Here is a 26907-nt window from a genome sequence, read left to right as displayed (position 1 = left end):
GACGACATCCTCGCCAAAGTCCAACTCGTTCAAACCAACATCAAGAAACTCGTGGCAAACAACTCAAAGTAAACCGATCAGGATCACGAAACACTAGGTCCAGACTGTCGATGACTTGCCGAAGTTGACGAAGGATGTCACCGATACTCCCGCTCACAGGAGTGCCTTGACGTATCTCTCGACTGCGCTGGCACCACCGGCGATCCGTCGCTGTGTCAGGGTTATTTCCCTGACCGCTTCGGCGATAAGGCCATCCCTCTGACTACCGCCTCGTGCTAGCTGTTGTGAGTAGTGGTTTGAGCCAACGCCTGGGCCTGACAAACCCTGTCACGCACTGACTCAAGCAACTGCTTGGCTTGGTCGGATGCCTCGACGCCTTGGCGGATGGTGGCCTTGACCTCGTCAACGCTCATGTTCAGGTCAGCCGAGGAGACCGATGTACTCACGGGCGGCGCTGGAACTGCCCTGGATCAGGGTGGCAGCCTGGGCAAGGGCGGCTTTGACTTCCTCGATGCTGGCCATGCTGTCCTTCCGCTCACTATCGGTTAGCCGACGGGACGGGCCGATACGCGCCGAGCGCTGACCATCCGACCTTCGTCATCTCTACGCGTTCGCCTGAACACTATCGAAGCCGATCACCGGATGCAGTCCCCGGAATTCGCTGGCATGGCAGAACAGAACCGAAGCCCCGAGCAGTCAGCGGATGGACTCTGCCAACTGCCCGGGGCCGCAGGCCGGTTTCAACAATCCTGTGGCGGCAAACCGCTGCCAGCGGTCGATGATGGCCGGAGCAGCCCGCCCTACCGGCCGATCTCGCCGTTGCGCAGCAAGGCGGTGAAGGTGCTCCACATGCGGGGCGTGAACGTCAGGGCTGGGCCGTCCGGGTCCTTGCTGTCCCGGACAGCGACCACGCCGGCTACGTTGTCCGCCACCTCGATGCAGTTGCCCGCATTGCCGCTACGGGTGCTCTTGCGCCAGATGGCAGCGTTCAGGTCAGCCATTGCCGAATTCCTCCAGGGCCTCGGTGATTCTCTTCCTCGACGCGTCCTCGTCGAGCGCTCGGTTACCCAGATCGTCCCAGGCAAGCTCGTATGCCTGCACCTCCGATGGCTTGTTCAGATACAGCGCGCCGGTGAGGCTGTCCACATAGACCAGTGGTGGCTCCAACGGCTCCTTGCTGCGGGCAGCCTGCGGGAAGTCCAGGATGGTGAACGCCGAGGTCATCCCGCCATGCGCTCCCGCATCGAAGGGCAGGACCCGGATCATCACGCTCAGCGAGCGACTTACGTCGATCAGATGCATGAGCTGCTCGACCATGACCTTCGGCCCACCGACCTTTCGGCGCAACACGGCCTCGTTGAGGATCACGCTCAGGTGCGGCGGTCGGGGGTTGGTCAACAGCGACTGCCGCGCCATCCGGACGTTCACCCGCCGCTCAACCTCCTGACCGTTGATGAGGCCTCGTGGCGCACTGGTGACCTCCTCGGCGTAGGCACGGGTCTGGAGCAAGCCCGGGATCGACTCTGGCTCGTACTGCCGGATGGTTCGAGCGCTGTCCTCCAGGCTGACGTACAGGCCGAACCAGTTGGGCAGGCGGGCGGCGCTCGTGACCCTCGGCATGTTCACCCCGCCCGTGATGGTGTGCGACCACTGCGAAGGAAAGACCCGCACCCTGGCGCTGTGCCGATGCGTACGCTGGGGCGACCATTTCCTCATCGACGCGACCGGCGACAAAATCGATCAGCTCCGCGCCGACGGTCAGGCCTACCAGGACTGTGAAGTCTGCGGCGGCAGCAGATACGTCGCCCACGACTGTATGCAGTGCGACCGTACCGGGCAGCGTCGGACGCAACTCGTGCTCACCATGGTCAACCTGGACACGGGTGTCGTACGGTCGGCGAACGTCGTACCCGGTGGGGTGGAACCTCGTCGTAACCTTGGCGGGCGGTGGGAGCTGGCGCTGTCGCCGATCATCGCCGCTCTGGTTTCCGAGGCGGGCGTGGTGCACTGGCGGGACCTGGACAATCCCGGCCGTCCGGCGGACAGCTTCACGATCCTGCTGCCGACCGACTGGCGGCCCGACCTGCCGGCGGCGGACCGGCAGTTGCTGGAAGGCACGGCCATTGCCCGGCACTGCTGGTTTCCCTGGCGGCTCTACCTCGGCCGGCAAACCCCGGCTCCTGTCCGGGATCTGAACGCCGACCTGGGCAGACTCTGCCATCTGGCCGACCTGCTGTGCCTGGACCTGGTGGTCGAAGCCCGGCGCGTCATCCGGGGCGAGCCGAACTGGGACATCCGCTACGAGATCCCCGGCGGTCAGGCGCCCGCCGAACAGCGTGGCTGGGCCGACGACCTGCCCACCGCAGTCGCCGCCACCACCGTCGACAAGGCTATGTACGGCCTGACCGACCGGTCCCAGACCGCCCCCGCGTACTACCTGAAACCGAACCGGCCCGAGCGGTTCGACCCTCCGGCGGTGGACGTGGACCAGGTCGAACGGCGCATCGTCGCCGATCTGTACGGCATCGGCGGCGAGGCCCCGGGCGCGCAGGCCATCTGGCGTCACGGCCGCTGGCACCACACCCGCCTCGGCACCGCCGCAACGATCGAGGTGCTGACCCAGGAGAACACCGGGCAGGTCGTACGCAAGAGCATCACGCCCCTGGCCCGAACCTGGGAACCACCCGCCCCGGCCTGGCAGGGCGACCCCATCCCGTACGGCCCCTGCCCGGACTGCGATCCCGACCACCGTCTCCGGGCCTGCACGTGCACGATAGGCAACGAACCGCCCGACCCCGGCTGCCCCAACTGCTCCGGCGCGGGATACGCCCCCGCTGTCGGGGCCTGCCACACCTGCCGCGACAGCCACCGCAGCTACCACGGCACGGTCATCACCCTGACCGACCTGGACAACGCCACCGTCCACCTCAACTGGTTGCCGCCGGATCAACCGATCAACATCCCCCAGGTCGCCGTCCAGCCCGGTGGCAAGCCAGTCTTCCAACTGCCCGTCAACTACCGACTCGAACACTGGGCCGAAATCATCGACGCCCGACCGGCGGATCTCACCCACCTCGACGGCGCCCAACACATCGACCAAGCCCTCCGCGAAGGGGTCGTCACCATTGACCATTCAAGGGTCGACCCACTCGCCCAGTTCATTGCTGACGCCAGTCACGGGCAACCTGCTGCCCGGCTGCTGATCAACACCGCGCGACCGGCAGCCCCACCCGTCACCGAGCTGATCCGGCTCGCCCTCGGCCTGCATCAGACGCTGGTGCTCACCGTCGAGGACCATCAGCTCAACCAGCACGACCCGCGCTGGATACACGGCGAGAGCTGGAACATCGAGATGCTTCCGCCGGAAAAGATGATCAACACGGACATGCGCGCCTACCGTCCCACCGTCGAGGCCGCCGCCGCGTACTTCCTCGAATATCTCGAAAACGCTGTCTGCAACGCCGTACCGGCCGACCCTCGGCAGGGCATCCGCGTCCCGCAGACCCCGCAACCGGCCACACCGGTCGAGGACCCGGTGCCGCTGCTCAGACGCCTGGCCCGGTTCTACGCCGGCCGACCGGTCAGCATCCGCTACCACCACGCCGGCTGCCACCTCTACCTGCACGAATCCGGTGGTCTCCGGCACCTCGTCACCGCCCCCACCGCCACGATCGCCCTCACCGCGCTCGGCCTCGGCAAGCCCTGAATCTCCTCGATCGGAGCACCATCGCAGTCGACAATCCGGGCGGTCATGGACGTACGTCCCGAAGGCACCGAGCCGCAGCCAGGAACACGGATCGTCAAGACCGTTCGACGGGGTAGGGCTGGCCCTACCGGCAAACTCAAAGCTCACCATGTGTTCCCCGAACCCACCGTGGACCAGGCTGAACACCATGAGAAACAGGGGTACGACGACCGCACCGGTCGTTGAGGTAACCGAGGTGACCAAGACCTACCCGGGCAGTGGTGGGGTACGCGCACTCGACGGGGTCTCGGTGGCGTTCGCGGCTGGCACGTTCTGCTCAGTGATGGGGCCGTCCGGCTCGGGAAAGTCGACCCTGTTGCACTGCTCGGCAGGGCTGGACCGGCCAGACAGCGGACAGGTACGGCTGGCCGGCCGGGAAATCGGCAACCTGCGGGAACCGAGGCTCACCGAGGAGCGACGCCGCCGGGTCGGTTTCGTGTTCCAGTCGTACAACCTGATGGACTCGCTGTCGGTGTGGCACAACGTGCTGCTACCCCAGCGGCTGGCCGGCGTACGGCCGGACAAGACCTGGGCGCGGGAGGTCATCAGCCGGGTCGGTCTCGCCGGTCGGGAGGACCGCCGGCCCGGCCAGCTCTCCGGCGGGCAGCGGCAGCGGGTCGCGCTGGCCAGGGCGCTGGCCGCCCGCCCAGAGATAATCTTCGCGGACGAGCCGACCGGGGCGCTCGACCTGACCTCCGGGCGGGAGGTGCTCACCCTGCTCCGCGAGGCCGTGAACGAGCTTGGCACCGCACTGGTCATGGTCACCCACGACCCGGCGGCCGCAGCCTGGGCCGACCGGGTGGTCTTCCTCGCCGACGGCCAACTCGTCGCCGAGCTGGCCGACCCGACTGCCGAGAAGGTCGCGGCGCAGATGATGGCGGTGAGCGCCCGATGATGCGCCTCGCACTCGGCACGCTGCGCCAACACCGGGGTGCCTACCTCGGCACGTTCTTCGCCGCGTTCCTCGCCATTGCCCTGCTCGCCGGCAGCGGACTACTGCTGTACTCCGTACTGGTCGCGACTCCACCGGCCGACCGGTTCGCCGCCACCACCGCGGTGGTCTCCGGCGACCGTGAGGTCACCGTGGTGACGACCAAGGAGAAGAAGGACAAGACCAAGACCAAGACCAAGAGCGAACGGCTCACCGGTGCCGGAACGCTGCCACCGGACCTGGCCGGACGCATCGCCACCCTGCCCGGGGTCATCGCCGCGATCCCGGACGCCGCGTTCCCGGTCGTACTGGCCACGACGGACGGCCAGCCGGTCCAGGGCGCCGACCACGCCCCGGTGATCGGACACGGCTGGGCGTCCGCGCCGCTGACCCCGTACACCCTGCGGACCGGCACCGCACCCCGCCCCGGTGAGGTCGTGCTCGACGCCGACCTGGCCACCCGGGCCGGAATCACGACTGGAGATTCGGTCCGAATCACCGCCAAAACCGGGGTACGGACGATGCGCGTCGCCGGAGTGGTTACCCCCGACGGCCGCGACGCCCTGCCCGCCCAGGGCGCGTTGTTCCTGGCCGACAGTGAGCTGTCCAAAGTTTCCGGGCTCGCCGGGCCCACCGCCGTCGGCGTCCTCGCCGCACCCGACGCGGAGCTGTCCACGCTGCTGCCCGCCATCCGGGCGGCGGCTGGGAAGGCACCCGTGCTGACCGGCGCGGACCGGGTACACGGTGACCTGCCCGGCGCGTTGCCCGACTACATCGGGCCAATCTCGATCTTCGGATTCGTCATCGGGATCACCGCGTTCGCCGCGGTGTTCGTGCTCACCGGCACGGTCGCGCTCGGGGTACGGCAGCGGCTGCGGGAGTTGGCGCTGCTGCGCACCGCAGGTGCCACCCCGGGTCAGCTGCGCAGGCTCCTCGGCCTGGAGAGCATCCTGGTCGCCACCCTGGCCGCCGTACCGGCCGGTGCGCTCGGCATCGTCATAGCCAACCTGGTCGCCGCCCGGTTCCGGACACTCGGCGCGGTGCCCGCGCAGTTCGCCGTACAGGTCAATGTGCTGGTGCTGATCGCGGCCGTGCTCGCCGGTCTCCTGGTCGCCTTCACCGCCGCGCGGCTCGCCGGCCGGCGAGCGGTCCGCATCGCGCCCACCCAGGCGCTCGCCGAGACCGCCACCGCACCCCGGGCCGGGCTGGTCGGCCGGGTACTGCTGGCCGTGCCGCCACTGGCCGGCGGGATCGCCGTGCTCACCTTCGTGCCGCTGGGCGGGCCACTCGGCATGGGCATGAGCTTCGTGTCCAGCGCGCTGCTGCTCTGCGGGGTGGCCGCCCTCGGGCCGATCCTGGTCCGGCTGCTGACCGCCGCGGTGTCGCGCCTGGCACAACTGGGTGGTGCCACCGGTTGGCTCGCTGGCATGGTCACCCGCGCCGAGAGCCAGCGGGTCACCGCAGTCGCCGTACCCCTGGTCCTGATGTTCGCGATCAACGCCACGATGCTGCTGAACAGCTCACTGCTCGGCCAGCTCACCGCCGACGAGCACGCCGCCCGCACGGCTCGGGCAACGGCACAGGTGACCGCTGCCGGCGGCCTGCCGCTGGAGACCGCCGAACAGCTCGCCAAGCTGCCCGGTGTGACCGGGGCCGCCGCGACGCTACCGACCCGCGCGATCGTCACGAAGGCGGGCAAGCCCGAGGACTACGCCGCCCAGGGCCTCCTCGTCACCGGCACCGACCAGGTCCTCGACCTCGATGTAAGCGAGGGCACGCTGGGCGGGGACGGTACCTTCGCGGCCAGCAGTCAGTTGGTGGCCGAGCAGGGTTGGCGGATCGGCGACGAGGTGCCGATCTGGCTGGCCGACGGGGAGCAGAGCGCACTACGGCTCACCGCCAGCTATGAGCGGGCCCGTGGCTTCGGCGACCTGGTGCTACCGGCCCGACTGGTCGCAGCACACGACCCTCGCGGTCTCGTCGACACCGTCGCGCTACGGCACGGTCCCGCGTCGATGAACGGCGGAGCCGGTGACGTGGCCGAGCGGATTCAGGCCACCTGGCCGGCGCTGCGGGTGACCCCGACGACTGGTGCGGCAAGTGCTGGCGACGCCCAGAACCAGCAGGGGGCCTGGGAGCTGATGGTGGTGATCTCGCTCGGCTTCACCGCGATCGCGGTGGTCAACACCTTCGCCATCGCCACCTCGGCCCGGCGACGCGAGTACGCCGGCCTACGGCTGGCCGGCGCGACGGCTGGGCAGGTCCACCGAATGGCCAGCCGCGAGGCCGCGATCACCGTCGCGGTGGGGCTGTTCCTCGGTGCCGCAGTCTCCGCCGTCGTGGTCGGCGCGTTCAGCACCGCCCAGGACGGGACGTTCCGGCTCATCGTGGACCCCCTGACCTACGGCGGGATGCTCGCCGGCGTCGGTGCGCTGGGCCTGATCGCCGGCGCGCTTCCGGCCCGATTCGTCCTGCGCCGACGGGAGCTGCCCGCCGTCGCCGAAGCGAGTTGACCATGCTCGTCTGGGCCCGCGCTGCCACGGCTACCATTTTGGTAATGCTACGAACGACGGCGCGGGCCCTGGCGTACCTGGTCAGCAGCCTGGTCGCCGGGTCCATCGGGCTTGTCTGGACCCTCGCCGCGACACTCGGTGTCGGGCTGCTCGGGATCACCCAACTCGGCGGACCGGTGTTCCTCGGTGCCGCCTGGATCACCCGTCAACTCGCGGGCGTCGAACGACACCGGGCGGGCTGGGTGCTCGATCAGCCGATCGAGTCACCGTACGTCCCCGTCCCCGCCGGCCCGGTACGGCAACGGGTCGGCGCGGTCGCGGGCCAGCCCGCCACCTGGCGGGATCTCGCCTGGCTCGTGGTGCTGTTTCCGCTCGGACTGGCCGGCGGCATCGCGGCGGTCGTGCTAACTGTCGTCGACCTCGCGGCGATCGTCGCGCCAGCATGGGCATGGGCGGTCCCCAACCCACGTGCACCGTTCCCAGTGGACCCGTTGATGACCACCACGCCCGGTCGCTTCGCGCTGAGTCTCCTCGGGCTCCTGCTGTTCGCCGTGGTCTGCTGGCTGCTGCGGGTCCTGGCGCGCGGGCAGGTCACCGTCGCCCGCGCGCTGCTCGGACCGGGGACACACCGCCGCTTGGTGGAGCACGCCGCGCACCTGGCCGAGACCCGGGCGCGGGTGGTAGACGCCCAGGCCGCAGAGCTACGCCGCATCGAGCGCGACCTGCACGACGGGGCACAGGCCCGGATCGTCGCCACCGGTATGACGCTCGCCCTGGCCGCACGGAAACTGCGCACCGGCGGGGAAGCGGCCTCGGACGTCGACCTCGCCCGCCGGCAGCTCGACGACGCGCTGGCCGAGCTGCGTCGGCTGGTCCGGGGAATCCATCCCCCGATCCTCACCGACCGGGGGCTGCACGCCGCCCTGGCCGCCCTGGCCGCCGACAGCCCGCTCGGCGTGGAACTGCGCGGTGATCCGGCCGAACGATATCCGGCCGCGGTCGAGTCGGCGGCGTACTTCGTGGTGGCCGAAGGGCTCGCCAATGCCGGCAAGCACGCCGAGGCGGCCAGCTGCACGATCGAACTGGTCCGTACCGCCACCACCCTTTCGGTGACGCTCACCGACGACGGCCGGGGCGGTGCCGACCCGGCCGGTTCCGGGCTCGCCGGGCTACGCCGGCGGGTCGAAGCGCTCGACGGCACCCTCACCCTGACCAGTCCGGTCGGTGGCCCGACCATCCTCTACGCGGAGATCCCATGCGAATCGTGATCGCCGAAGACCTGCTCCTGCTGCGCGAGGGCATGGTGCGACTACTCACCGACACCGGTTACACCGTGGTGGCGGCGGTGGACAACGCTGACGCGTTGGCCGATGCGGTCACCGACCACCACCCCGATCTGTGCATTGTCGACGTACGGTTGCCGCCCGGGTTCCGTGACGAAGGCTTGCGGGCGGCCCTGCGGCTGCGCGCCGCCGACCCGGACACCCGGGTGCTGATCGTCTCCCAGTACGTCGAACGGGCGTACGCCGCCGACCTGCTCGCCGACGGCCGAGGCGGTGTCGGCTACCTGCTGAAGGACCGCGTCACCGACCTCGACGACTTCCTCGACGCGATCGAGCGGGTCGCCGCCGGGGGCACCGCGATGGACCCTGAGGTGGTACGCCAACTCTTCGCCCGCAACAGCCGCAACCACGGCATCAACGCCCTCACCCCACGGGAACGGGAGGTGCTGGGTCTGATGGCACAGGGGCTGTCCAACTCCGCCATCTGCGCCACCCTCGTCCTGGCACCGGTATCAGTGGAGAAGCACATCACCAACATCTTCACCAAGCTCGACCTGCCACCGGCCGACGACTCACACCGTCGGGTCCGGGCCGTATTGGCCTACCTCAACCACTGACGTCGTCTCGACCAAGGTAGGGCTGGCCATAGGGGTAAAGAGCCGGGCTGACCTGGTCGAGCCGGAGTCGAAGAATCGGCAGGCTAAGGACATGACAAAGCCACGCCTCAGCAGCATAGGAACCGCGCTACTACTCGCCGCCGGGCTCCTGACGGTCGCCTCCGTACCCGGGTCTGCCAACGTGGCCACCAGTGTGGCCGCCGCGCCCCTGACCGGTATGACCGCCGCGCCCGGCTTCGTCAGTGTGGCGGCCAGCGCGCCGAAACGGGATGCACTCGCGAAGGTCGCCGTGATCGGTACGGGCGGCACGATCGCCGGCAAGTCCGAGAGCCGGGTCGGATTCCAGAGCTATCAGCCCGGTCGGACGCCAACGGCTGAGCTGGTCCAGTACCTGCAACCCGAGGTCGGGCAGATCGCGGACGTGTCCGCTGTGGACTTCGGCGGCAAGGGGTCGGGCGAGTACACCATCGCCGAATACCACGACCTGACCCGCCTGGTCGACGAGCAGCTGGCCCGGGCCGACGCTGTCGTCGTCGCCACCGGCACCCAGACGATGGAGGAACTGGCGTACTGGCTCGACCTCACCGTACGCAGCCCGAAACCGGTCGTCGTCACCGGCTCGATGCGCCCCTGGACGGTCATCGGCAGCGACGGGGCGCCCAACCTCTACAACGCCATCGTGCTGGCCGCCAGCCGGCGTACCCACTGCTTCGGCGCTGTGATCATGATGAACGACGAGATCCTCGCCGCCCGGGACGCCACGAAGACCAGCACCACCCGACTGGACACCATCCAGTCCCCCGAACTCGGCATCCTCGGCACGGTCGACGAGAAGCGCGTACGGCTGCTGCGCGCCCCCGCCCGTACCCGTGACTGCGCCCAGCCGCAGCAGTGGCGTACACCGTTCGACCTGGCCACGATGCCGCGCGACCGGCTGGTGCGTACGGAGGTCGTCTACACGTACGCCGATGCCGGTGGTGAACCGATCACCGCGCTGGCGACCGCGGGGGTCAAGGGTCTGGTGGCCGCCGGCACCCCGTCCCCGCAGCAGACCACGGCCCTGATGGCGGCCATGCAGTCGGGCGTGGTGGTCGTCGCGGCGAACCGCAACAACTCCGGTGCCGTGTACGACACCCCCGGTCCGGTCATCCCGGCAGAGGATCTGCTGCCGCAGAAGGCCCGGCTGCTGCTCCTGCTGGCGTTGAGCCGTAGCAGCGACCCGGCTCAGGTCCGCAGCCTGTTCCAGCGGTACGGCGTCACGGAGTTCGACCCGATCCGCTGAAGCCCCACCCCACCCCACCCAACCCACTCACCCGCTCACCCGCTCACCCGGTCGATCATGAAGTTATCGCCACCGAAAGCAGGCTTTCGGGGCGATAACTTCATGATCAACGCGGAAGGCGGAAGGCGGAAAGGTGGAAAGCGGGAGGGCGGGAGGGGTGGGGTCAGTTGACGCGCGGGCGGGGGCGGGTCAGGGCGAACCCGACGACACCCGCGACGGCGGCGAGGATGCCACCGCCGATGGTCCAGTACCAGCGGGACGACAGGTCGGGCCAGCGCAGCCAGTCGAACCAGCCGTCGTCGCCCTCCTCCGTTCCGGCGGCGGTCGGGTCGGGAACACCCGGTTCGCCGGCCAGCACCTTGCCCGGGTCGACCGGCGGCACCAGCGGTGCCTTCAGGTCGCCGCCCTCGGGCTTGGTGTCTCCGTCGGTCTCGACCCCGACCAGCAGGCTCACCTCGATCGGCAGGCCCAGGTCCTGCTCCGGCAGGTCGGTCACGGAGAGCCGGATGTAGTAGGTGCCCGGCAACGGGTCACCCGACCACGGCTCGGCCCACGAACGCACCTGCCGCAGCTCGCAGTCGAGTTCCACGGTGGTGGCGTTCGCCGCCGCGACGGGGGTCTGTGCCCCGGCGACGCAGGCCTGGCGACGCCGCAACCCGTCGAAGACCTCCACCGCCCAGGTGGAGCCACCACTACGGCCCGCCGAGGGCAGCGACACGGTGGCCGCCACGTGGTGGGTGTCCCCCGCCGAGGCGTTGAACGACCAGTACAGGTACTCACCGGTGGAGGCACCGACCCGTACCGGCTGCCCGGCGGCGATCCCGGCCGCCGTGATGAACGAGGTGCCGGCCTTGTTGATGGTCGCCGCGCCCGGTGACGGGGTGGGCGTGTCCGCACTGGCCGAAGCGGCCAGCAGGGCGGCGGAGACGCCGGTGGCGATACCGGCGGCGGCCAGCAGCACAGCGGCCCGGCGGACCGGAGTCATCGTGGACATCAGCGGGTCCTCCAGACGGCCACCCACCAGCGGGTCAGCCAACCGACGATCAGCCCGCTGAGCAGGCCCGCGAGGGTCAGTACGAGCAGCAGCACCCAGCCCCGACCCAGCCCCGGGCTGTTCGGCGCGGGGGACGCGTCGACCAGGTCGATGGTCAACTCCAGCGGCATACCGGGCGACTGCGCGGAAGCCGTCTTCGACGAGAACGAGTTGCTGATCACCAGGCAGACCGTCGTGGGTTCGACGCCCGCCTCGGTCGAGCCCGGTTTCGGGGTCTCGTACGCCTCCTCGTCCGCGTCGTCGTCATCCGCCGCCGCCGACCAGCGCAGACCCGTCGACAACACATCCGTACGACCACTGCCCGCGTCCGTGCCGCGGACGAGCTCCCGCCCGTCGGTGGCGGTGGCCCGCATCAGTACGCCGTAGTCCCGGTTCAACTGTCGGTCCAGGGAGATGCTGACCGAGGCCCGAAGCTCCTGCCCCGGCTTCACCGCGATCCGGTACCACCGGTGCTCCTCGAACCGCTCACGGTCGGTGTACACACCGGCGGTGAGCACCGGCGCCTTGGCGCAGACGTCGGTGCCGACCACCTTCGCCGGAGCCTTGGCGTGGGTGTCCTTGGCACGTTCGACGATCTGTTTGATCCGCCGGGTCAGGTCCTCCTTGCTCTGCGCGGAGGTGTACGTACCACCGGTCGCCGAGGCGATGCAGACCAGCTGCTTGCGTACCTTCTCGTCGGGGATCAGGCCGAGGGTGTCGACCACCAGGTGGGTGCCCTGGGCGGCCAGTTCACGCGCGACGTCGCACGGGTCCGGCGGGGCGCAGGTGTCCTCGCCGTCGGTGATGAGGATGATGCGACGGGTCGTCTCGCCGGTACCGAGGTCCTTCGCCGCCTCCCGCAGCGCCAGCCCGACCGGGGTGAAGCCGGTGGGGCGCAGGCTGGCGATGGCGTTCTTGGCCTTCACCCGGTCGACCGGTCCGACCGGTACGACCTGCTGGGTGTCCTGGCAGCCGACCTTCTTGTCGTCGCCGCCGTAGGTGGCACCGAGGACGCGGATGCCGAGATCTGTCCCCTCGGGCAGGGCGTCCACGACATCGTTGAACGCTTCCTGGGCGACCGCGATCCGGGTACGGCCGCCGACGTCCTTGGCCCGCATCGAGCCGCTGACGTCGAGCACCAACTCCACTTTGGTCGCTTCGACAGGTTCGGTTTCTGGTTCTGCGGCGTACGCGGGGGGCACGCCCAGTGCCGGGAGAACTGCCAGTAGTCCTAAGAGGACTACCGGGAGCCGTCGTTTGGTGATCACGGCGCAGATCCTAGTGATGCGTGCATCGATCGCCGCTCGTGCCCCGTTTGTGCTGTTCGTTCAGCCGAACACCCAGGCGGCTTCCTCGTCGACCGGGCGCCGCAACACCTCCATGGCCCGGTGGATGGTCGCGCCGTCCAGCGCGTCGACGTCGAAGACGTGGTTCCGGCGACGGATGTGCCCCAGGAGCGACGGATCCGGTGCCAGGCCGTACCGCTCCAGGTAGTAGGTGGTGGCTTCGTTCCAGATCCAGAACCCATCCGTACGGAAGCCGAGCGGCACCGCCCGACCGAGCGCCGGATTCCTGACGTCCTCCACAAGAGACGTCGACTGCATCAACAGCTCGCCCCGGTACAGGTAGGCCAGCAGGCGCTGCCGTTCCTCGTCGTCGACGGTCGGATGGTCCGGCAGGAACATCGGCCCGGTCTGCGGGTGGACGCCGTCGAAGACGGTCGCCATCCGAATCTCCCGATCCGCCGCGCGCAGCCAGAGCAGACCGGCGGCTGCCCGCGCGGCCTGTTGGTAGATCGGCAGCTCAGCGTGCACCGGGTACACCTCGACCTGGGGATCAGGTTCTCCGGCTATGTCGAGCGCCCGCTGGAGACGGGCGGTAACCCGTACGACGTCCGCGGACGCGTCGGTCTCGGCCAGGAACACCCGGCGCGGCGGGGGCCAGTGTGCACCACCGGCCGGGGTGCGCCACGCCAGCCACAATCCGCGTACGGTGGGCTCGGCCTCGGCCATGTCGATCGCGGTCTGCGTCACCCGGTCGCCGTCGCTGCCGCTGCCGACCGTGGCCGACCCGTCCGCTGGCGGTACGGCCGAGAACTGGTACATCGGGATCGGCTCGAGCGTCTGCACCTCGACCTCACGCAGGGACGTGACCTCCGCGCCCGCCTCCTGGCACAGTTCGGTGAGGAGTTCCAGGTCCAGGTCGACGAGACGGACCCGTCCGGTGCGGACGGCATGCGACGCAGCCAGCCCGACGTCGGCCAGTCGTCCCTGCATCAGCCAGTCCCGGCAGGTCGTCAGCAGGCCATCAGCGACCCAGCCGGCCAGGCGTAGCAGCATCCAGTGGCAAGCCTGCGTCCGATCGTCCACCTGCACCTGTCGTTCCTTTCTGGATTACTCCGACAAGAGTCGGCAATCGCACAGGTCTGGCGGTCGCACCCCAGTGTCGGCGACTACACGTAACCACGCGCGGCATTACCCGGACAACTGTCCAGACGGCACCGGGTACCCGAGCATCCGGCAACCAATCCGCCTAGCTATGCCGGACGGACCGGTGCCCCTGGCAGGGTAGCCGCGCGGGGCGGGGTTTGGGCCGGAGCGGGAGCGTCGAGGATCCCGTCGCCGGCCACGGGCACCTGCCATGGCTGGTCGACAGTCGGCTCCAGTTCGGACCGTTGTCCCGACCGGTCGGCTTGGCCGGCGGTCGAAGCACTGCTCCGGGTTCCGGGTGCCTGCCGTCGGGGTTCCGGAGGACGGGGCCCGACAGCGGGTTCCTTCCGGGCCCCAGGCAGGGCCGGCATGGGCGAGGACTCAGCGCCACGGTTAGTCGTCCGTTGTGTCCGACCGGTGAGGTCCGGCCGGAACGGGATGCCGGGAGACCACGGATCGTCGGCGGACGCGGCAGTGGGGATGTCCCGGGGTGGCGTGCCACTGGCCGATTGCCTACGGTCCTGCCGGGCATTGATCGTCGGTGCCGGACCCCGGGGTGACATCGGCGGCGGCATCGGACCGCGCTGCCCGCTGAGTTCCGGTGCGACCGGTCGTGGCGGTAGGGTGCCGAGTTCTTCCGACATGCTCCCTGGTGGGTGTCCGCCGAGCCCGGGCGCCGTGCGCCGATCCCGTTGGCGGGACGAGCCGTTCGGAGGTACGCCCGGCGGCCGTCCCGTCGATGGAGGTGCTCCGGTACCGGGGCGGCGGCCCATCGGCGGGGGCGCTCCGGAGCTGGGCCGCATTGGTGGGGAATCAGCATCCGCTCCCGGTGTCATCGGGAGACGGCCCGGCCGCTGCTCCACATCCGGTGCCCCGGCGAGCTTGGGGGTGGTCGACTGCCCGGGCAGCCGCAGACCCGGTTGTCCCAGGGCGGGAAGCGCCGGACGGACAGCTGGCATGCGTGGTAGCCCGAGTGCGGGAACTCGCGGCGGTTGCACCGACTGGCCAGGCTGCCCGGGACTCGTTCGGTTCGGAACGTTCGGCACGTTCGGCACGTTCGGGCGGCCTGGTACCGCCACCTGAGGCGGCACCACCAGGGGCGGGGACACCGTGGGCACGACGGGCGGATTGATTCCTGACAGGGCGCTGACACCGGGGACCGTCGGGATGACCGGTGGCGTCGGCATCGCACCGCCGGCTCCGGGGACGGCCGGTGCCCCCGGCGCCCCGGGCACTCCCGGAGCACCGGGAACACCCGGCATCTGGTTCAACATGTCCTGGAAGATGTCCTCGAACAGGTCGAACAGGACCGCCGCGTTGATGCCCTTGGGGCCACGGAATTCGGGCGGACTCGTCATTGTCGTTTCCTGGGCAAGTCTCAGCAGTGGCGCGACAATCTCCCGAGCCTTGATGGTGTACTGGTCCTTGATCTTCTTGATCTCAAGCGCATTCGAAGTAGTTGCAGATGTATTTTGCTGCGGAAACGCGTTCGTAGTCGTGTCGACGAATCCGCCCGAGTAGAACGCGGTCTTGAGCGCATATTCCTCGACCAGCGCCTGCATCTGCCGCTGCACTTCGCCGATCTTGGAAGCGACCAGAGTCAGTTTACCGGCGTTGTCGTGCGCAGTCGCAGCGCTGTCGTACATGGAGTTCACAGTCTCGCTGGAATGACGCAGATAGGCGTCGGCCGCCGCACCCTGCCACGATTTGGCGAGCTCGGTGCCGCGTAGCGACAGGATTTCTCCCGCGTGTAGCAGTTGGTCACCCAGTTTCCGCCACAACAGCGAGGAGTGGTGGAGGTTCTCATCGTTGAGCTGTTTGACGAGCATCCAGAGGATATCTATTTCGGCCTGGCCCGCGTCAGTCATCCCGGCTCTCCCAGTAGAAGCTCATTACAGCCGACGAGATGACGGCCGGAGACGGCTGCGCTGTCCACCCACCGAACCACCTGCTGGTCAGGGACGCTCTCCGGTGGCGACCGGCGTCGGTCGGCCCCCTGAGGCAGCCGGCGTCGGCTGCTCCGTCGACTTTGGTGACGGGTTGGGTTCTGGGCTCGCGCGATCCGCAGCCGGCTTTGGCGGATTCCGGAGGGCCTCCGCCTCACGCCGACGGGCCTCCTCGTCGAACGAACAGATCAACGGGCCGCCCTCGACCGGTATCCGATAGGTGACGGCCGGGGATTGACCAGTGACCCGGATACCGATCTGCTGCGTCTTCCCACCGTTAGGGTCGGGCCGGCACACGTCAGGCCGAATGTCGTCCTCGGGCGCGGAGGTGTAGGTGGTTGGCAAAGACAACGCCAGGTTCGGGTCGACCTGCGGGACAGTGATCGTCGTTGAACCGTTTGGATTCAGCACCGGCTTTGGCAGCGACCCCCCATTTCCTGGCCCCTCCGACCCCGGTTCCGGTTCCGATTTCTCAAACTGAGCCTGGATCTTCAGAAACTCCTCATTGAGCCCTGGGGTCTCGTACTTCGGCTGTTCGGCATTGGGCGGCGGAGGGGAAAACAGGTTGTCGATCAGGTTTCCGTCGATACGCTCGAACAGATCCCCGGTAATACTGTCCGACTTCTGGTAGTCACCGATCATCAGTTTGGCAACGAATGACAGCCGGATCAGACCCTGGTTGATATCCCCGACCCGCTGCTGGAAGTTCATCAACTTTTCCTGGCATTGGCTCGAAAGAGTGGAAAGCTCATTCAGCACCGGCAGCAGGCCTAGACTCAGGAACTGTTGCGTGCCTGCCAGCGAATTTCGCGTCTCGGCCTGGAATACGCTCGTCTGCTTGTCGAGCTGTTGCACGTAGGAGTCGAATTCGGTGAGAGTGACCCGGATGTCCGGACCCGATGCCGCCGCACTGTCACTGGACATCCACGCACTTCCCCTCACCAGGGCGGATGAGCCGACCACGTCGCAGCCGGGGAACGGCCACGGATAAGAAGATGGTAGTCGCTGTTGGCGTACCGACAAGACTCAATCGGTCAGTATTGCGGCGGTGACCAGGCCAACTGCACCAACCTGGTGCCGTACCTGCGGTCCACCAGCCAACCCCGGCCGGGCGGCTGCTGCGACGGCCGCACATTGCCCAGCAACACGCCCTCGTCCCGCTCCCCCGACATGACGATCCCGGGAGAGCCCAGCTCGCGCAGGCGCAGCAACACGGCTTCGAAGGCGCTGCGTCCCGCACCACCGCTTCGGCGCGCCACCACCAGGTGGAGACCGATGTCGTTGGCCTGGGGAAGGAACTCGACCAGGGGTGTCAACGGGTTGTCCTGTGCACCGGAGACGAGATCGTAGTCGTCGACCAGGACGTAGAGCTGTGGGCCGCGCCACCAGCTTCGGTCACGGAGCTGTTCGGCGGTCACATCCGGGCCGGGCAGCCGGTCGCGCATCACCCCGGCGACCTCGTCGAGCATCGTACGGGTCACGGCCGCCGAGGTGCCGTAGCCGATCAGGTGCTCCTCGCTCACCGTACCGAGCAGGCCACGGCGGTAGTCGACGATGATCAGCCGCGCCTGACGTGGAGTGTTGTTATCCACGATGGATCGCGCGAGGGTGCGCAGGAAGTTGGTCTTACCGGAGCCGGAGTCGCCGTAGACGATGAAGTGCGGGTCGGCGGTGAAGTCGACGGTGACCGTACCCAGGTCGACCTCGGCGATGCCGATCGGCACCCCGGGGCGGTCGGCACTGGGCGGCAGATCCTCGACGGGCAGCAACGCCGGCAGGAGACGTACGGGTGGGGCGGCCGGGCCGGACCAGCCGTCCCGGATGGCCCCGACCAGCGCTGCCAGGCCGTCGCTGACGGTGTCGGCGTCCGGCTGGCCGTCGACCCGGGGCAGCGCGGTGAGGAAGTGCAGCTTCTCCGGGGTGATGCCCCGACCGGGAATGTTCTCCGGCACGTTCATCGCGGTACGCCGGTCCAACGCCGAGTCACCCGGCTCCCCCAGTCGCAGCTCCAGCCGGGTGCCAAAGATGTCCCGAACCGCCGGGCGCAGGTCCATCCACCGGTTGGCGGCGGCCACCACGTGGATGCCGTACGACAGGCCCCGGTTGCCGAGGTCGGTGAGGGCCGCCTCGAGGTCGTCGAACTCGGTACGCAGCGTGCCCCAGCCGTCTATGACGACGAAGACGTCGCCGAACCGGTCCTCGGCGAACCGTCCAGCGGCCCTGGCCCGGCGGTAGCTGGCCATCGAGTCCACGCCGTGTGCTGCGAAGGCCCGTTCCCGCTGGCTGAGCAGCGCCGCCATCTCCGCCACCGTACGCCGGACCTGACTGGTTTCCAGCCGGGTCGCCACCCCGCCCACATGTGGGAGGTCGCGCAGGCTCAACAGGCCGCCACCGCCGAAGTCCAGGCAGTAGAACTGCACCTCGCGGGGTGTGTGGCACAGGGCCATGCTCACGACGAACGTCCGCAGCGCCAGGCTCTTGCCGCTGTGCGGCCCACCCACGATCACCGCATGGCCGGCTGCCCCGGCCAACTCCAGTCTGAGGGGATCACGGCGCTGGTGCAGGGGTCGGTCCACCAGCCCCAACTGCGCCCGCAGCGAACCATGCAAGCGGTCGTCGTCGACGGACAGCCCCCGCCCCGGGATCACGCGCAGCGGGGGGAGCAGTGCGTCCAGCGTCGGCGGTTCGGTCAGCGGTGGTAGCCACACCTGGTGCGCCGGGGTGCCGCGTCCCCGCATCCGGTCGACGAGCACGTCCAGCAGGCTGTCCCCGTCAACGACGTCCGGAGGGCCCGCCGGATCGGCCTCGGGCGTCGCCAGGTTCGGCGCGAGATAGTCGGTGCTGTAGACGCGCACCTGCTCAGGGGTGGCGGCCGTCGACACCGTGCTGTCCAGGCTGGGCAGGGCACCGGACACGTAGGCTGCCCGGAACCGGGCCAGTGGCTCGGTGGCGAAGCGCAGGAAGCCGTGCCCCGGAGAGCGGGGCAACTCGTACGCCGCCACGTCGCCGAGCACGATCCGGCTCTCCGCCGCCGAGAACGTACGCAACCCGATCCGGTACGACAGATGGGTGTCCAGCCCACGCAGCCGGCCCTCCTCCAGGCGCTGCGAGGCCAGCAGCAGGTGGATGCCGAGCGACCGACCGACCCGACCGATCTGGACGAACATGTCGACGAAGTCGGGCTTGGCGCTGAGCAGCTCGGAGAACTCGTCACAGATGATCAGCAGGCTCGGCAGCGGTGCGAGTGCGGCACCGCTGGCGCGGGCCCGCTCGTAGTCCCGTTGGGAGACGAAGTTGCCGGCCGCCCGCAGCAGTTCCTGACGTCGGGTCAGCTCGCCGTTGATGGCCTCGGCCATCCGGTCGACCAGGGGCAGTTCGTCGGCCAGGTTGGTGATCACCGCACTGGTGTGTGGCAGCGCCTCCAGCCGGGTGAAGGTCGCCCCGCCCTTGAAGTCGATGAGCACGAAGTTGAGCAGTTCCGGGTCGTGGGAGGCGGCCAGGGCCAGCACCAACGTCCGCAACAACTCGGACTTGCCGGAGCCGGTGGCCCCGATCAGCAGCCCGTGCGGACCCATGCCGTCCTGCGCCGACTCCTTGAGGTCCAGCTCCACCCGGTTCCCGTCCGGGCCGACCCCGATCGGCACCCGCAGCCGCTCCCGTTGGGAACGGGCCAGCCAGGTGGTGTCCGGGTCGAACTCGCGGGGGTCGCCGAGGTCGAGCAGGTCGGCCAGGCCAACGTCACTGCTCATCCGCCGCTCGCTGCGCGCCCCGCTGGGCAGCCGGACCGGCGACAGTTGCAACGCCAGTGCCAACGCTACCGCCGGGCGCATAGCGTCGGCCTGCCCCGCCTCCGCCTCGCCTTCGAAGGTGGTGGTCCGTAGTTTGCCCTGATCGTCGATGTCGAGCACCAGGGTGTGCCGGTCCACGATCCGGGGCGGTGCCGTGTCGAGGTCGAGTACGGTCACCCCGGCCAGGCCGCCCTCCGTCAGCAGGTGGTCCGATCCGTTGGTGCTGCCACCGTCGAGCACGACCAGGATGTGCGGGCCGACCGTACCGGCCGGGCCCCGGGGGTCCGACGATCGGCTGTCGAACCGCGTCCGTCCGGTCACCACGTCGTCGAGCATCGCCTCCAGCCCGGGGATGGTGGCCGAGGACAGGCGCAGCGCGCCGAGCGCGTCACTGCGCCTGGGATGCAGGGCGTGTGGCAGCCACTTGGTCCAGGACCACTGCGACCGGTGCTCGTCCGCGGTGCAGACCGCGACCAGCAGGTCGTCCGGGGCGTGGAAGGTCGCGGACTGGGCAATCAGCGCGCGGGTCAGCGCCCGGGTCAGCTCGGCCGGGCCGCGTAGGTGGACCCGGCTGAATCCGTCCAGCGCCATGACGATGGGCAGCTCCGGCACGATCGCGTAGGTGTGCAGGAAGCGTCGGAGCCCGGCGGCACAGATGGGGTCGAGGTCCTCGACCGACCGGGTCTCCGGCGGTACGAGTGGAGTGGCCAACTCGGCGGGCCCCAGGCCGATCCGTACGGTCGCGAAGTCCGGTTCACCGGAACGACGTTCCCACAGCCGGGGGCTTGCCGCGACCGACCACAGGCTGTCCGGATCCGGGTGGTGGTGCAGTTGCGCGGCCCGTTGCCGGATCACGGTCTGCCGCACCGTACGACGACGCTGGGCGAGGTGCCGGATGAACTGCCGACGGGCGGTGACCATCTGCTGTCGGGTCTGCCCACCGCCGGACATGCTCAACTGCGAAAAGATCATGCCGAGGGCGGAGACGCCGAAGAGACCGCCGGTGACGTACGCGAGGGAACTGCCACCCTGCCCGGCGAACATCAACGCCATTGCGCACGAGCCGGCCAGCATCGGCAGCATCATCATCATCTGCGCCCAGCGCTGGCCGGTTGGTGCCGGGATCTCCGGTGGCGGGTCCAGGACCACCTCACCGGTGGGATACTCCGGCCCCGTCGTCCGGGGCGGTCTACGGTGGACGGTGAAACCCATTCGGCAGCTCACCCTCCTGGCACCCGCATCGGGGTATGCCCGAGCCCGGCGACGCCCGCTTCGGCGCCGGTAGCGGGCACATGATAGACCGCCGATGACCACTGGCGAGCCACCATCCATCATGGTTTCCTTGATCGGCCGCGCGGCGTACGGCGGTCACCCCTGCCCGGACAGCCCGAGGCAAGGCTGGATAGTACGGTCGGCCCGACTTCGGCCAGCGGGACGCATCCGGGAGGCGGTGGGACCGGCATGGTGACGGACTCTGAGATCGGCCTGGCACGGGTGGTGGTCGTCGCTCCACAGCGCCGTCTCGAACTCGCCCTACCCGAGCAGATGACACTGGCGATGTTGCTGCCGGCGGTGCTGTCGCACGCGGGTGAGGACGCCGTGCACCGGGCCGGCGAGCGGGGCGGTTGGGTACTGCGGCGCAGCGACGGCACCCCGCTGGACGTCGGGCGCGGGCTGGCCGTCCAGGGGGTACGCGACGGTGAGGTGCTGCACCTGGTCCAGGCACACGTCGACTGGCCGGAGCCGGCGTACGACGACGTGGTGGAGGTGATCGCCGCCAGCGCCCGGCTGGGTGGTGCGCTGTGGGACGCCCGGTTCAGCCGCTGGGCCGGTACGGCGTCCGCCGGCCTCCTCGTGGCGGCCACGCTGACCATCTGTCTGCTGGCCGGCCCGGACTGGCAGCCGGGCATCTGGTGCGCCTTCGGCCTCGCGATCGGCTGCCTTGGGGGCGGCATCCTGCTGGCCAGGCTGTACGGCGAACCGGAGATCGGCCGGGCGGTCGGCGGCTACGGCCTGCCGGCCGCGTTCGTCGGCGGCTTGCTGGCGCTGGGCGACACCGCTGCGGACCAGCGTTTCGGCACCCCGCACCTGCTGGTCGGCTGTGCCTCGCTACTGGTGGCCGGGGTCGTCGGCTACCTGGGGACGGTCGGCAGACGTTGGCTCTTCGTCGCCGCGATCGTCGCCGCACTCGCCGGCGGTGGTACCGCGCTGGTCGCGCTGACCTCGCTGGGGCCAGCCGAAACCACCGCCATCATGATCTCGGCGCTGCTGCTGCTCTCCCCGGCCTGGCCGGGGATCGCCGCGCGGCTGGGACGGCTGCCGTTGCCCACCTTTCCCCGCTCCGCCGCGGACCTGCTCCGGGACGAACAGACCGGCCCTGCTGCGGTCACCTTCGGCACCATCGCCCGAGCCGACGACCTGTTGACCGGACTGATGGTCGGCTTCAGCGTCGCCATCGCACCCGGGCTGGTCGTACTCAGCCGGGCCGACGGGTCGGCCGGTCTGGTGCTGACCGGCGTCGTCACGGCCGTACTCCTGTTGCGGGCCCGTCTGTTCCCCACCGTGCGGCATCGACTCCCGCTGCTACTGAGCGCACTGGCCGGGCTCGTCGCCCTGTTCGTCCGGGCCAGCGGCGATCACACTCCGACGTGGTCGCCCCTGGCCCTCGCCACCGCCGCACTGGCCGCCCTGCTCCTGGGTCTACGTCGGGGTCGGCCATCGGTCTACCTGGGGCGGACGGCCGAACTGCTGGACATCCTGCTGTTGCTGGCGGTCGTACCGCTGGCGTGTGGTGTCCTCGGGCTCTACTCGGCGATGCGCGGGCTCGCGGGTTGACCGGCAGGCTGGCCCGGAGGATTCGGAGGAGTCATGCCCACACGCCGTGACCAGGTGCAGTCGTACCAGTTCATGATGCAGCGGGTGGTGTCCGCCTTCGCGCACCATGACACCGATCCGGTGCAACCGGCCGGCCGCCGGCTCTTCGGTGCCGGCCTCGCCGGCATCATGATCGCGGTGCTGGGCCTCGCCGGAATGGGCGTCTACGGAATGCTCCGGCCGGGTGGGAACACGACCTGGCGGGATGGCAGCTCCATCATCATGGAGAAGGAGACCGGCACCCGGTACATCTACCGGGAAGGCCAGCTCCATCCCATGGCGAACTTCACCTCCGCCGTGCTGGCTCTGGACGGCCAGTTGAAGACGATCAACGTGGCGGCCTCGTCCCTGCTCGGCGTGCCTCGCGGCCCGCTGCTGGGCATCGCGAACGCCCCGGAGGCGCTCCCGCCTGCCGCCCGGCTGGCCGGCGGTCCGTGGACGATGTGCGGCCGGCCGCGCCAGAACGGCGACGTAGCCACGACGGCATCGACCGTACTGCGGGTCGGTCAGCGGTCGGCGGGCCGGGATCTGGGAGACGACGCGTTGCTGGTCGAGGAGACCAACGGTCGGCGGCTCTTCCTGATCTGGCACGGACATCGGCACGAACTCGTGGACCGGCCCGTGGCGATGACCGCCCTGGGCCTGGACCGTCAGCCCATCCTCGTGGTGCCCACCGCCTGGGTCGACGCGTTGCCCGCCGGGCAGCGCCTGGTGACCCGGCCCGTGGTCGGGCGGGGCACCCCCTCCTCCGCCGTGCCGGGTGCCCTGGTCGGCCAGGTCTACGTCGTCGAAGGCGCGGGCACCGGACAGCAGCAGCACTATCTGGTGGTGGACACCCGCCGGGTGGCACCGGTGACCCCGGTCGAGGCTGGCCTACTGCTGGCCGATCCGGCCAGCCGGCCGGCCTACCCTGACGGCGTCGCTGAGGCCCTCCCCCTCAGCACGATGCAGGCCGCCGCGGCGGAGAAGCAGCCGCCGTCGACGCATGGACCGGGCGCGGCACCCGCTACACCGCCACTCATCGTCGTACCCGAATCGCCAGATTTCGCAATCTGCGCCGAGTTCAACGACGCGGTGAATCCACCGCGACTGGCGGTCGACACCACGACACAGCAGCCGTTGGGCACCACCACGAGACGGCGTTCGCCGGAGGGCGTGGCGTTGGCCGACCGGGTGGAGGTCACGCCCGGCTGGGCCGCCCTGGTGGAAGCCGTACCGACACCGGACGCGCCCGTGGGCACCCGTTACCTGGTCACGGACCTGGGTGTACGGCACGCGCTGGCCAACCAGGACGTGCAGCGGCTGCTTGGCTACGCGGGTGTCGAGCCGTTGCGGCTGCCGGCCAGCATGATCGCCCGGCTGCCGGAGGGACCAGCGCTCGACCCGGTCGCCGCCCGACGCCCGATGGTGCCCTGACCACGACTGTCTTCGGTACGCCGTTGTTCGTTTCGTTCGATCTTCCGGCTGACCAGTGGGTTAGGTACCGTCACCCCCAACGCCGTACGGGCGTGCGTCCGTCCGGAATGGTCTGAGCACAAGGGAGATGGTCGACCATGGGAGCCGGGATAGAAACCGATGTCCAGGTCATGGCGAAGGCCGCGCAGGATGCGATACGCATCAGTGCGGAACTCCGAGCCACGGCCAGCAGCATGGGCACCCAGTTGAGCGTGCTGCACACGGCCTGGGTCGGTGCCGGCGGCACCGCATTCACTGGGGCGCAGGAACGGGTGCAGGCCGACATGGGCAGCATCAACGCGGCGCTGGCCCGGCTTGGCGGGCTGCTCAGCGATGCCGGCCAGCAGTACGTGTCCGGCGACGACGAGAGCAGCCAGCAGGTCACCCGAGCCGGTGCCGAAGCCGGATCCATCACGACCGCGCTGAAGTTCTGACGGACACAAGGCCAGGGGGATCACGACAATGAGCCAGATCACCGTCCAGTTCGGCGCACTCCAGCAGGGTGCCGACACCTTGAAGCTCACCCACGCCAAGCTGGAAAGCCAGTTCCGGGACCTGGAGGCGGCGATGGCACCGCTGCTGGGAACCTGGAGCGGCGACGCCAAAGAGCAGTACTACGGATGCCAGAAGCAGTGGACCGAAGCCGCCACCAGAATCGGCGAGGTGGTGAACCAGCTCAGGGGCGCGGTCGAGCGTTCCGGCGAGATGATGCGGGCAACCGAGCAGAGCAACGTCAACCTCTTCGGCTGACGGCACGGGTTTTCAGCGGCCTGTCAGTTTGGGCACCGCGAAGTAGGACTCCTCAAGTGGAGGCAGGTCCGGCGACTGCGTCGGGCCTGCCGACGACGTCGCCGCAGCCGGTCGGACCGCCCCGGTCGCCCGCCGGCGGTTCACCACGACCGTCAGGGCCAGGATGACGACCACGATCACGGCACCGATGCCGATGGTGGTAGCGGTACGCACCATCGAACGGTGCCGCACCTCGGCCCGTACCAGAGCCGGATCCGTCGTACGAGGTGGCATCTCGGGCAGAACCTGCACGCCACCGGCAACGACCTTCTCAGTCACCGCTCGATAGGGGTCCACCATTCCGTGGGTGTAGCCTGCCGTCCCCGGTCCACCGGCAACCCGGTTGGCGGTCGCCAGCAGCCGACGTTCGACCTCGGCGGCGGTCAGCTTCGGTTCGGCGGCCCGTACGAGCGCAGCGACCCCGCTGACCAGTCCTGTTGCGAAGCTCGTGCCGGACCAGGCCCCGTGGCCGCGTACCCGGGTGGCGGCCAGCACCGGTCCGCCGGGTGCCGCTATGTCTACATAGGATGCGACCGGTGAACTGGCCAGTCGGGCCCCGGCGCCGTCCACCGCGCCCACCCCCAGTACGCCCGGATAGGCGGCCGGATAGTAGGGCGGATCCGTTCCGTCGGCCGGATCGGGCAGCTCGGTGTTGCTCGGCCTCGTGCCAGCCGCCGCGACCAGGAGCACATCATGCTCGTTCGCGTACCGGACCGCGGCCCGCAGGTCAGCGGTGTCCTCCGCAGTGACAAGGGAGATGTTGACCACCCGAGCACCGTGGTCGACGGCCCATCGGATCGCCCGGGCCAAAACCGCAGGCTCCCCGAGACCGCTGTCAGTCCGCTCCACGACCCGGACCGGCAGAATCGAGGCCTCGGGAGCCACCCCGACGAACCCGATGCCGGGCACCGGTCGCGCAGCGATGAGGCTGGCCACCGCCGTACCGTGTGAGACACAGTCGGTGCCGCCGCTGGGCGCGGAATCCACGAAGTCCCAGCCCTGGCCGACCGCGCCGCGCAACTGTGGGTGGCTGCCATCGACGCCGGTGTCGATCACCGCAACGGTGACCCCCCGTCCCATGGTCGTGGGCCAGACCCGTTTGAATCCGAGAGTCGCCTGTTCCGGTGGCGCCTCGGCCACGACACTGCCCGGCTCGGCCGGGCCGGAACAGTCGGCGGCAGCGACGGCCGGCGCGGAGCCGGATCCGGCCACGGTGGTCATCACTCCCAACGCCGACATTACGATCAGTGATCCCAGCACTCGGCCTGGTCGCCCGGGGCACCGCATCCAGAGCCTCCAAAGTGTTGGGTGGTCCTCGCCGGCCTGCTGATCCATTGTGGTGGCGCTCACCGTTCAGTATCGTGATTTCACCGTATCGCTGAACAACGCCCTGGCTGACCACCGCGACTCGGTGTCCGTCGTAAGAGTTCAGGAGCGCCCCATGGACCTCGCCGCGATGCGTGCGTACGCCGACGAGCTGACCGCTCGCTTCGAGAAGCTACGTGCCGGTGCCACGGAGATGCGCGCTCGGATCACCGCTGTGGAGGCCACCGCAACCTCCGACGACGGGTTCGTCACGGTGGTCGTGGACTACCGGGGTCACGTGAAGCGGGTGGACATCGATCCTCGGATCTACCGCCGCCCCGACTCGAAACGGCTGGCCGAGACCCTCACCAGCACCATCCGGCGGGCGATCGCCGAGTCGAACCGGCTGATGACAGAGGTCGCCAGCGAGCATGTTCCGGCCGAAGAATTCCAGACCTACCACAACCTCGAACTCGACACGATCTTCGGAAAGCTTGACGAGCAGTTCGATGCGGTATCGAAGGGTGAGTTGAGATGAGCGACGTCACGAGCACGGTACTCAACAGCGACGCAGCAGGGTCCGGTGTCAAGAAGCTGGTCGACGCCACCGACTCCAAGACCGTCTCGAACATCACTCAGCTGGTTGATCGGATCCGGACGATCGGAGAGGGCAGGCCATGGGGTGGCGACCGGGCCGGGGACGCGTTCGACGGGAAGTACCGCCCGGCCAACACTGCCCTGGACGCGACCATGCCCCTCATGCAGCACCTTGAGTCGATGGCGACGAACCTTGAGGCCGCCTTCAACCGGACCATCACCGAAGACCAGGTCACCCAAGCTCTGATAGACCGGGCCGCTCCGATCCACGACCTGCCCGATCTGAAGTTCTGATCGTCCGGTCGACAGAGCGAATGCGT

At 69.2% G+C, this 26907-nt stretch carries 21 protein-coding genes; 12 read left to right on the top strand and 9 right to left on the bottom strand.

Going from position 1 to position 26907, the window contains the following annotated elements:
• Nucleotides 1-800: 800 nt before the first annotated feature.
• Together ACFQ4H_RS14775 and ACFQ4H_RS14770 are read right to left on the bottom strand one after the other, a co-directional pair.
• Nucleotides 801-1001 (bottom strand): DUF397 domain-containing protein, encoded by a 201-nt coding sequence (locus tag ACFQ4H_RS14775; RefSeq protein WP_377571244.1) that lies wholly within the window; start codon nucleotides 999-1001, stop codon nucleotides 801-803.
• Nucleotides 994-1620 (bottom strand): DUF5753 domain-containing protein, encoded by a 627-nt coding sequence (locus ACFQ4H_RS14770; protein ID WP_377571242.1) that lies wholly within the window; start codon nucleotides 1618-1620, stop codon nucleotides 994-996. The genes ACFQ4H_RS14775 and ACFQ4H_RS14770 overlap by 8 nt, the downstream gene beginning before the upstream one ends.
• Here ACFQ4H_RS14770 and ACFQ4H_RS14765 point away from each other — a divergent pair.
• From ACFQ4H_RS14765 to ACFQ4H_RS14740, 6 genes are all read left to right on the top strand, one after another.
• Nucleotides 1607-3706 (top strand): hypothetical protein, encoded by a 2100-nt coding sequence (locus ACFQ4H_RS14765; protein WP_377571239.1) that lies wholly within the window; start codon nucleotides 1607-1609, stop codon nucleotides 3704-3706. The two genes, ACFQ4H_RS14770 and ACFQ4H_RS14765, sit on opposite strands and share 14 nt — an antisense overlap.
• A 187-nt stretch (nucleotides 3707-3893) precedes the next feature.
• Entirely contained in the window at nucleotides 3894-4640 is a 747-nt protein-coding gene (locus ACFQ4H_RS14760) for an ABC transporter ATP-binding protein (protein ID WP_377571237.1), read from the top strand.
• A complete protein-coding gene (locus ACFQ4H_RS14755; protein ID WP_377571235.1) occupies nucleotides 4637-7189 on the top strand; it encodes an ABC transporter permease in 2553 nt (850 codons plus the stop codon). Before ACFQ4H_RS14760 ends, ACFQ4H_RS14755 begins: the two co-directional genes overlap by 4 nt.
• 44 nt (nucleotides 7190-7233) lie before the next feature.
• A complete protein-coding gene (locus tag ACFQ4H_RS14750; protein ID WP_377571233.1) occupies nucleotides 7234-8457 on the top strand; it encodes a sensor histidine kinase in 1224 nt (407 codons plus the stop codon).
• The gene (locus ACFQ4H_RS14745; RefSeq protein WP_377571231.1) at nucleotides 8445-9089 is read left to right on the top strand and encodes a response regulator transcription factor; all 645 of its coding nucleotides are present in this window, start codon (nucleotides 8445-8447) and stop codon (nucleotides 9087-9089) included. The genes ACFQ4H_RS14750 and ACFQ4H_RS14745 overlap by 13 nt, the downstream gene beginning before the upstream one ends.
• Before the next feature lie 91 nt (nucleotides 9090-9180).
• Nucleotides 9181-10371, top strand: a complete 1191-nt coding sequence (locus tag ACFQ4H_RS14740) for an asparaginase (RefSeq protein ID WP_377571228.1) — start codon at nucleotides 9181-9183, stop codon at nucleotides 10369-10371.
• Between the two features lie 163 nt (nucleotides 10372-10534).
• Here the strand turns inward: ACFQ4H_RS14740 and ACFQ4H_RS14735 are convergent, their stop codons facing one another.
• The 6 genes from ACFQ4H_RS14735 to eccCa form a co-directional block, all read right to left on the bottom strand.
• The gene (locus tag ACFQ4H_RS14735; protein ID WP_377571258.1) at nucleotides 10535-11356 is read right to left on the bottom strand and encodes a peptidase; all 822 of its coding nucleotides are present in this window, start codon (nucleotides 11354-11356) and stop codon (nucleotides 10535-10537) included.
• 8 nt (nucleotides 11357-11364) lie between these two features.
• The gene (locus ACFQ4H_RS14730; RefSeq protein WP_377571226.1) at nucleotides 11365-12672 is read right to left on the bottom strand and encodes a VWA domain-containing protein; all 1308 of its coding nucleotides are present in this window, start codon (nucleotides 12670-12672) and stop codon (nucleotides 11365-11367) included.
• A gap of 60 nt (nucleotides 12673-12732) precedes the next feature.
• Nucleotides 12733-13779 (bottom strand): hypothetical protein, encoded by a 1047-nt coding sequence (locus ACFQ4H_RS14725; RefSeq protein WP_377571223.1) that lies wholly within the window; start codon nucleotides 13777-13779, stop codon nucleotides 12733-12735.
• Between the two features lie 161 nt (nucleotides 13780-13940).
• Nucleotides 13941-15701 carry a hypothetical protein gene (locus ACFQ4H_RS14720; RefSeq protein ID WP_377571220.1) on the bottom strand — a complete coding sequence of 587 codons (1761 nt, stop codon included), beginning with the start codon at nucleotides 15699-15701 and terminating at the stop codon, nucleotides 13941-13943.
• A gap of 87 nt (nucleotides 15702-15788) precedes the next feature.
• Nucleotides 15789-16703: a hypothetical protein gene (locus tag ACFQ4H_RS14715; RefSeq protein WP_377571218.1), complete on the bottom strand. Its 915-nt coding sequence runs from the start codon at nucleotides 16701-16703 to the stop codon at nucleotides 15789-15791.
• Nucleotides 16704-16813: 110 nt separating this feature from the next.
• A complete protein-coding gene (gene eccCa, locus ACFQ4H_RS14710) occupies nucleotides 16814-20779 on the bottom strand; it encodes a type VII secretion protein EccCa (RefSeq protein WP_377571215.1) in 3966 nt (1321 codons plus the stop codon).
• 249 nt (nucleotides 20780-21028) lie between these two features.
• Between eccCa and eccD the strand changes: the two genes are divergently transcribed.
• The 4 genes from eccD (at nucleotide 21029) to ACFQ4H_RS14690 (ending at nucleotide 24646) form a co-directional block, all read left to right on the top strand.
• The gene (eccD, locus tag ACFQ4H_RS14705; protein WP_377571212.1) at nucleotides 21029-22402 is read left to right on the top strand and encodes a type VII secretion integral membrane protein EccD; all 1374 of its coding nucleotides are present in this window, start codon (nucleotides 21029-21031) and stop codon (nucleotides 22400-22402) included.
• Between the two features lie 33 nt (nucleotides 22403-22435).
• A complete protein-coding gene (eccB, locus tag ACFQ4H_RS14700) occupies nucleotides 22436-23857 on the top strand; it encodes a type VII secretion protein EccB (protein ID WP_377571209.1) in 1422 nt (473 codons plus the stop codon).
• A 137-nt stretch (nucleotides 23858-23994) separates the two neighbouring features.
• Entirely contained in the window at nucleotides 23995-24330 is a 336-nt protein-coding gene (locus ACFQ4H_RS14695; protein ID WP_377571206.1) for a WXG100 family type VII secretion target, read from the top strand.
• A gap of 28 nt (nucleotides 24331-24358) precedes the next feature.
• Complete coding sequence (locus tag ACFQ4H_RS14690) at nucleotides 24359-24646, top strand: WXG100 family type VII secretion target (protein WP_377571203.1); 288 nt, start codon at nucleotides 24359-24361, stop codon at nucleotides 24644-24646.
• A 12-nt stretch (nucleotides 24647-24658) separates the two neighbouring features.
• Here ACFQ4H_RS14690 and mycP read toward each other — a convergent pair whose 3' ends face one another.
• Nucleotides 24659-25906, bottom strand: coding sequence for a type VII secretion-associated serine protease mycosin (gene mycP / locus ACFQ4H_RS14685; protein WP_377571200.1), 1248 nt, complete (start codon nucleotides 25904-25906; stop codon nucleotides 24659-24661).
• Between the two features lie 220 nt (nucleotides 25907-26126).
• Here mycP and ACFQ4H_RS14680 point away from each other — a divergent pair, with 220 nt between their 5' ends.
• Entirely contained in the window at nucleotides 26127-26528 is a 402-nt protein-coding gene (locus ACFQ4H_RS14680) for a YbaB/EbfC family nucleoid-associated protein (protein WP_377571197.1), read from the top strand.
• Entirely contained in the window at nucleotides 26525-26881 is a 357-nt protein-coding gene (locus ACFQ4H_RS14675; RefSeq protein ID WP_377571194.1) for a hypothetical protein, read from the top strand. The genes ACFQ4H_RS14680 and ACFQ4H_RS14675 overlap by 4 nt, the downstream gene beginning before the upstream one ends.
• Nucleotides 26882-26907: the final 26 nt, after the last annotated feature.

Origin of the sequence: Micromonospora sonneratiae, assembly GCF_042679305.1 — a bacterium.
In the GTDB taxonomy this organism is placed as follows: Bacteria; Actinomycetota; Actinomycetes; order Mycobacteriales; family Micromonosporaceae; genus Micromonospora_H; species Micromonospora_H sonneratiae.
This window is presented reverse-complemented; position numbering and strand designations above follow the sequence as displayed.

Bases quoted from the DNA above. Each gene is read 5' to 3' on its own strand.
- ACFQ4H_RS14715 (WP_377571218.1), bottom strand. From the start codon at position 16,703: ATGTCCAGTGACAGTGCGGCGGCATCGGGTCCGGACATCCGGGTCACT.
- ACFQ4H_RS14735 (WP_377571258.1), bottom strand. From the start codon at position 11,356: ATGACTCCGGTCCGCCGGGCCGCTGTGCTGCTGGCCGCCGCCGGTATC.
- ACFQ4H_RS14675 (WP_377571194.1), top strand. From the start codon at position 26,525: ATGAGCGACGTCACGAGCACGGTACTCAACAGCGACGCAGCAGGGTCC.
- ACFQ4H_RS14720 (WP_377571220.1), bottom strand. From the start codon at position 15,701: ATGACTGACGCGGGCCAGGCCGAAATAGATATCCTCTGGATGCTCGTC.
- ACFQ4H_RS14750 (WP_377571233.1), top strand. From the start codon at position 7,234: ATGCTACGAACGACGGCGCGGGCCCTGGCGTACCTGGTCAGCAGCCTG.
- ACFQ4H_RS14680 (WP_377571197.1), top strand. From the start codon at position 26,127: ATGGACCTCGCCGCGATGCGTGCGTACGCCGACGAGCTGACCGCTCGC.
- ACFQ4H_RS14775 (WP_377571244.1), bottom strand. From the start codon at position 1,001: ATGGCTGACCTGAACGCTGCCATCTGGCGCAAGAGCACCCGTAGCGGC.
- ACFQ4H_RS14740 (WP_377571228.1), top strand. From the start codon at position 9,181: ATGACAAAGCCACGCCTCAGCAGCATAGGAACCGCGCTACTACTCGCC.
- ACFQ4H_RS14760 (WP_377571237.1), top strand. From the start codon at position 3,894: ATGAGAAACAGGGGTACGACGACCGCACCGGTCGTTGAGGTAACCGAG.
- ACFQ4H_RS14745 (WP_377571231.1), top strand. From the start codon at position 8,445: ATGCGAATCGTGATCGCCGAAGACCTGCTCCTGCTGCGCGAGGGCATG.
- ACFQ4H_RS14770 (WP_377571242.1), bottom strand. From the start codon at position 1,620: ATGCCGAGGGTCACGAGCGCCGCCCGCCTGCCCAACTGGTTCGGCCTG.
- eccCa (WP_377571215.1), bottom strand. From the start codon at position 20,779: ATGGGTTTCACCGTCCACCGTAGACCGCCCCGGACGACGGGGCCGGAG.
- eccD (WP_377571212.1), top strand. From the start codon at position 21,029: ATGGTGACGGACTCTGAGATCGGCCTGGCACGGGTGGTGGTCGTCGCT.
- eccB (WP_377571209.1), top strand. From the start codon at position 22,436: ATGCCCACACGCCGTGACCAGGTGCAGTCGTACCAGTTCATGATGCAG.
- ACFQ4H_RS14690 (WP_377571203.1), top strand. From the start codon at position 24,359: ATGAGCCAGATCACCGTCCAGTTCGGCGCACTCCAGCAGGGTGCCGAC.
- ACFQ4H_RS14755 (WP_377571235.1), top strand. From the start codon at position 4,637: ATGATGCGCCTCGCACTCGGCACGCTGCGCCAACACCGGGGTGCCTAC.
- mycP (WP_377571200.1), bottom strand. From the start codon at position 25,906: ATGACCACCGTGGCCGGATCCGGCTCCGCGCCGGCCGTCGCTGCCGCC.
- ACFQ4H_RS14695 (WP_377571206.1), top strand. From the start codon at position 23,995: ATGGGAGCCGGGATAGAAACCGATGTCCAGGTCATGGCGAAGGCCGCG.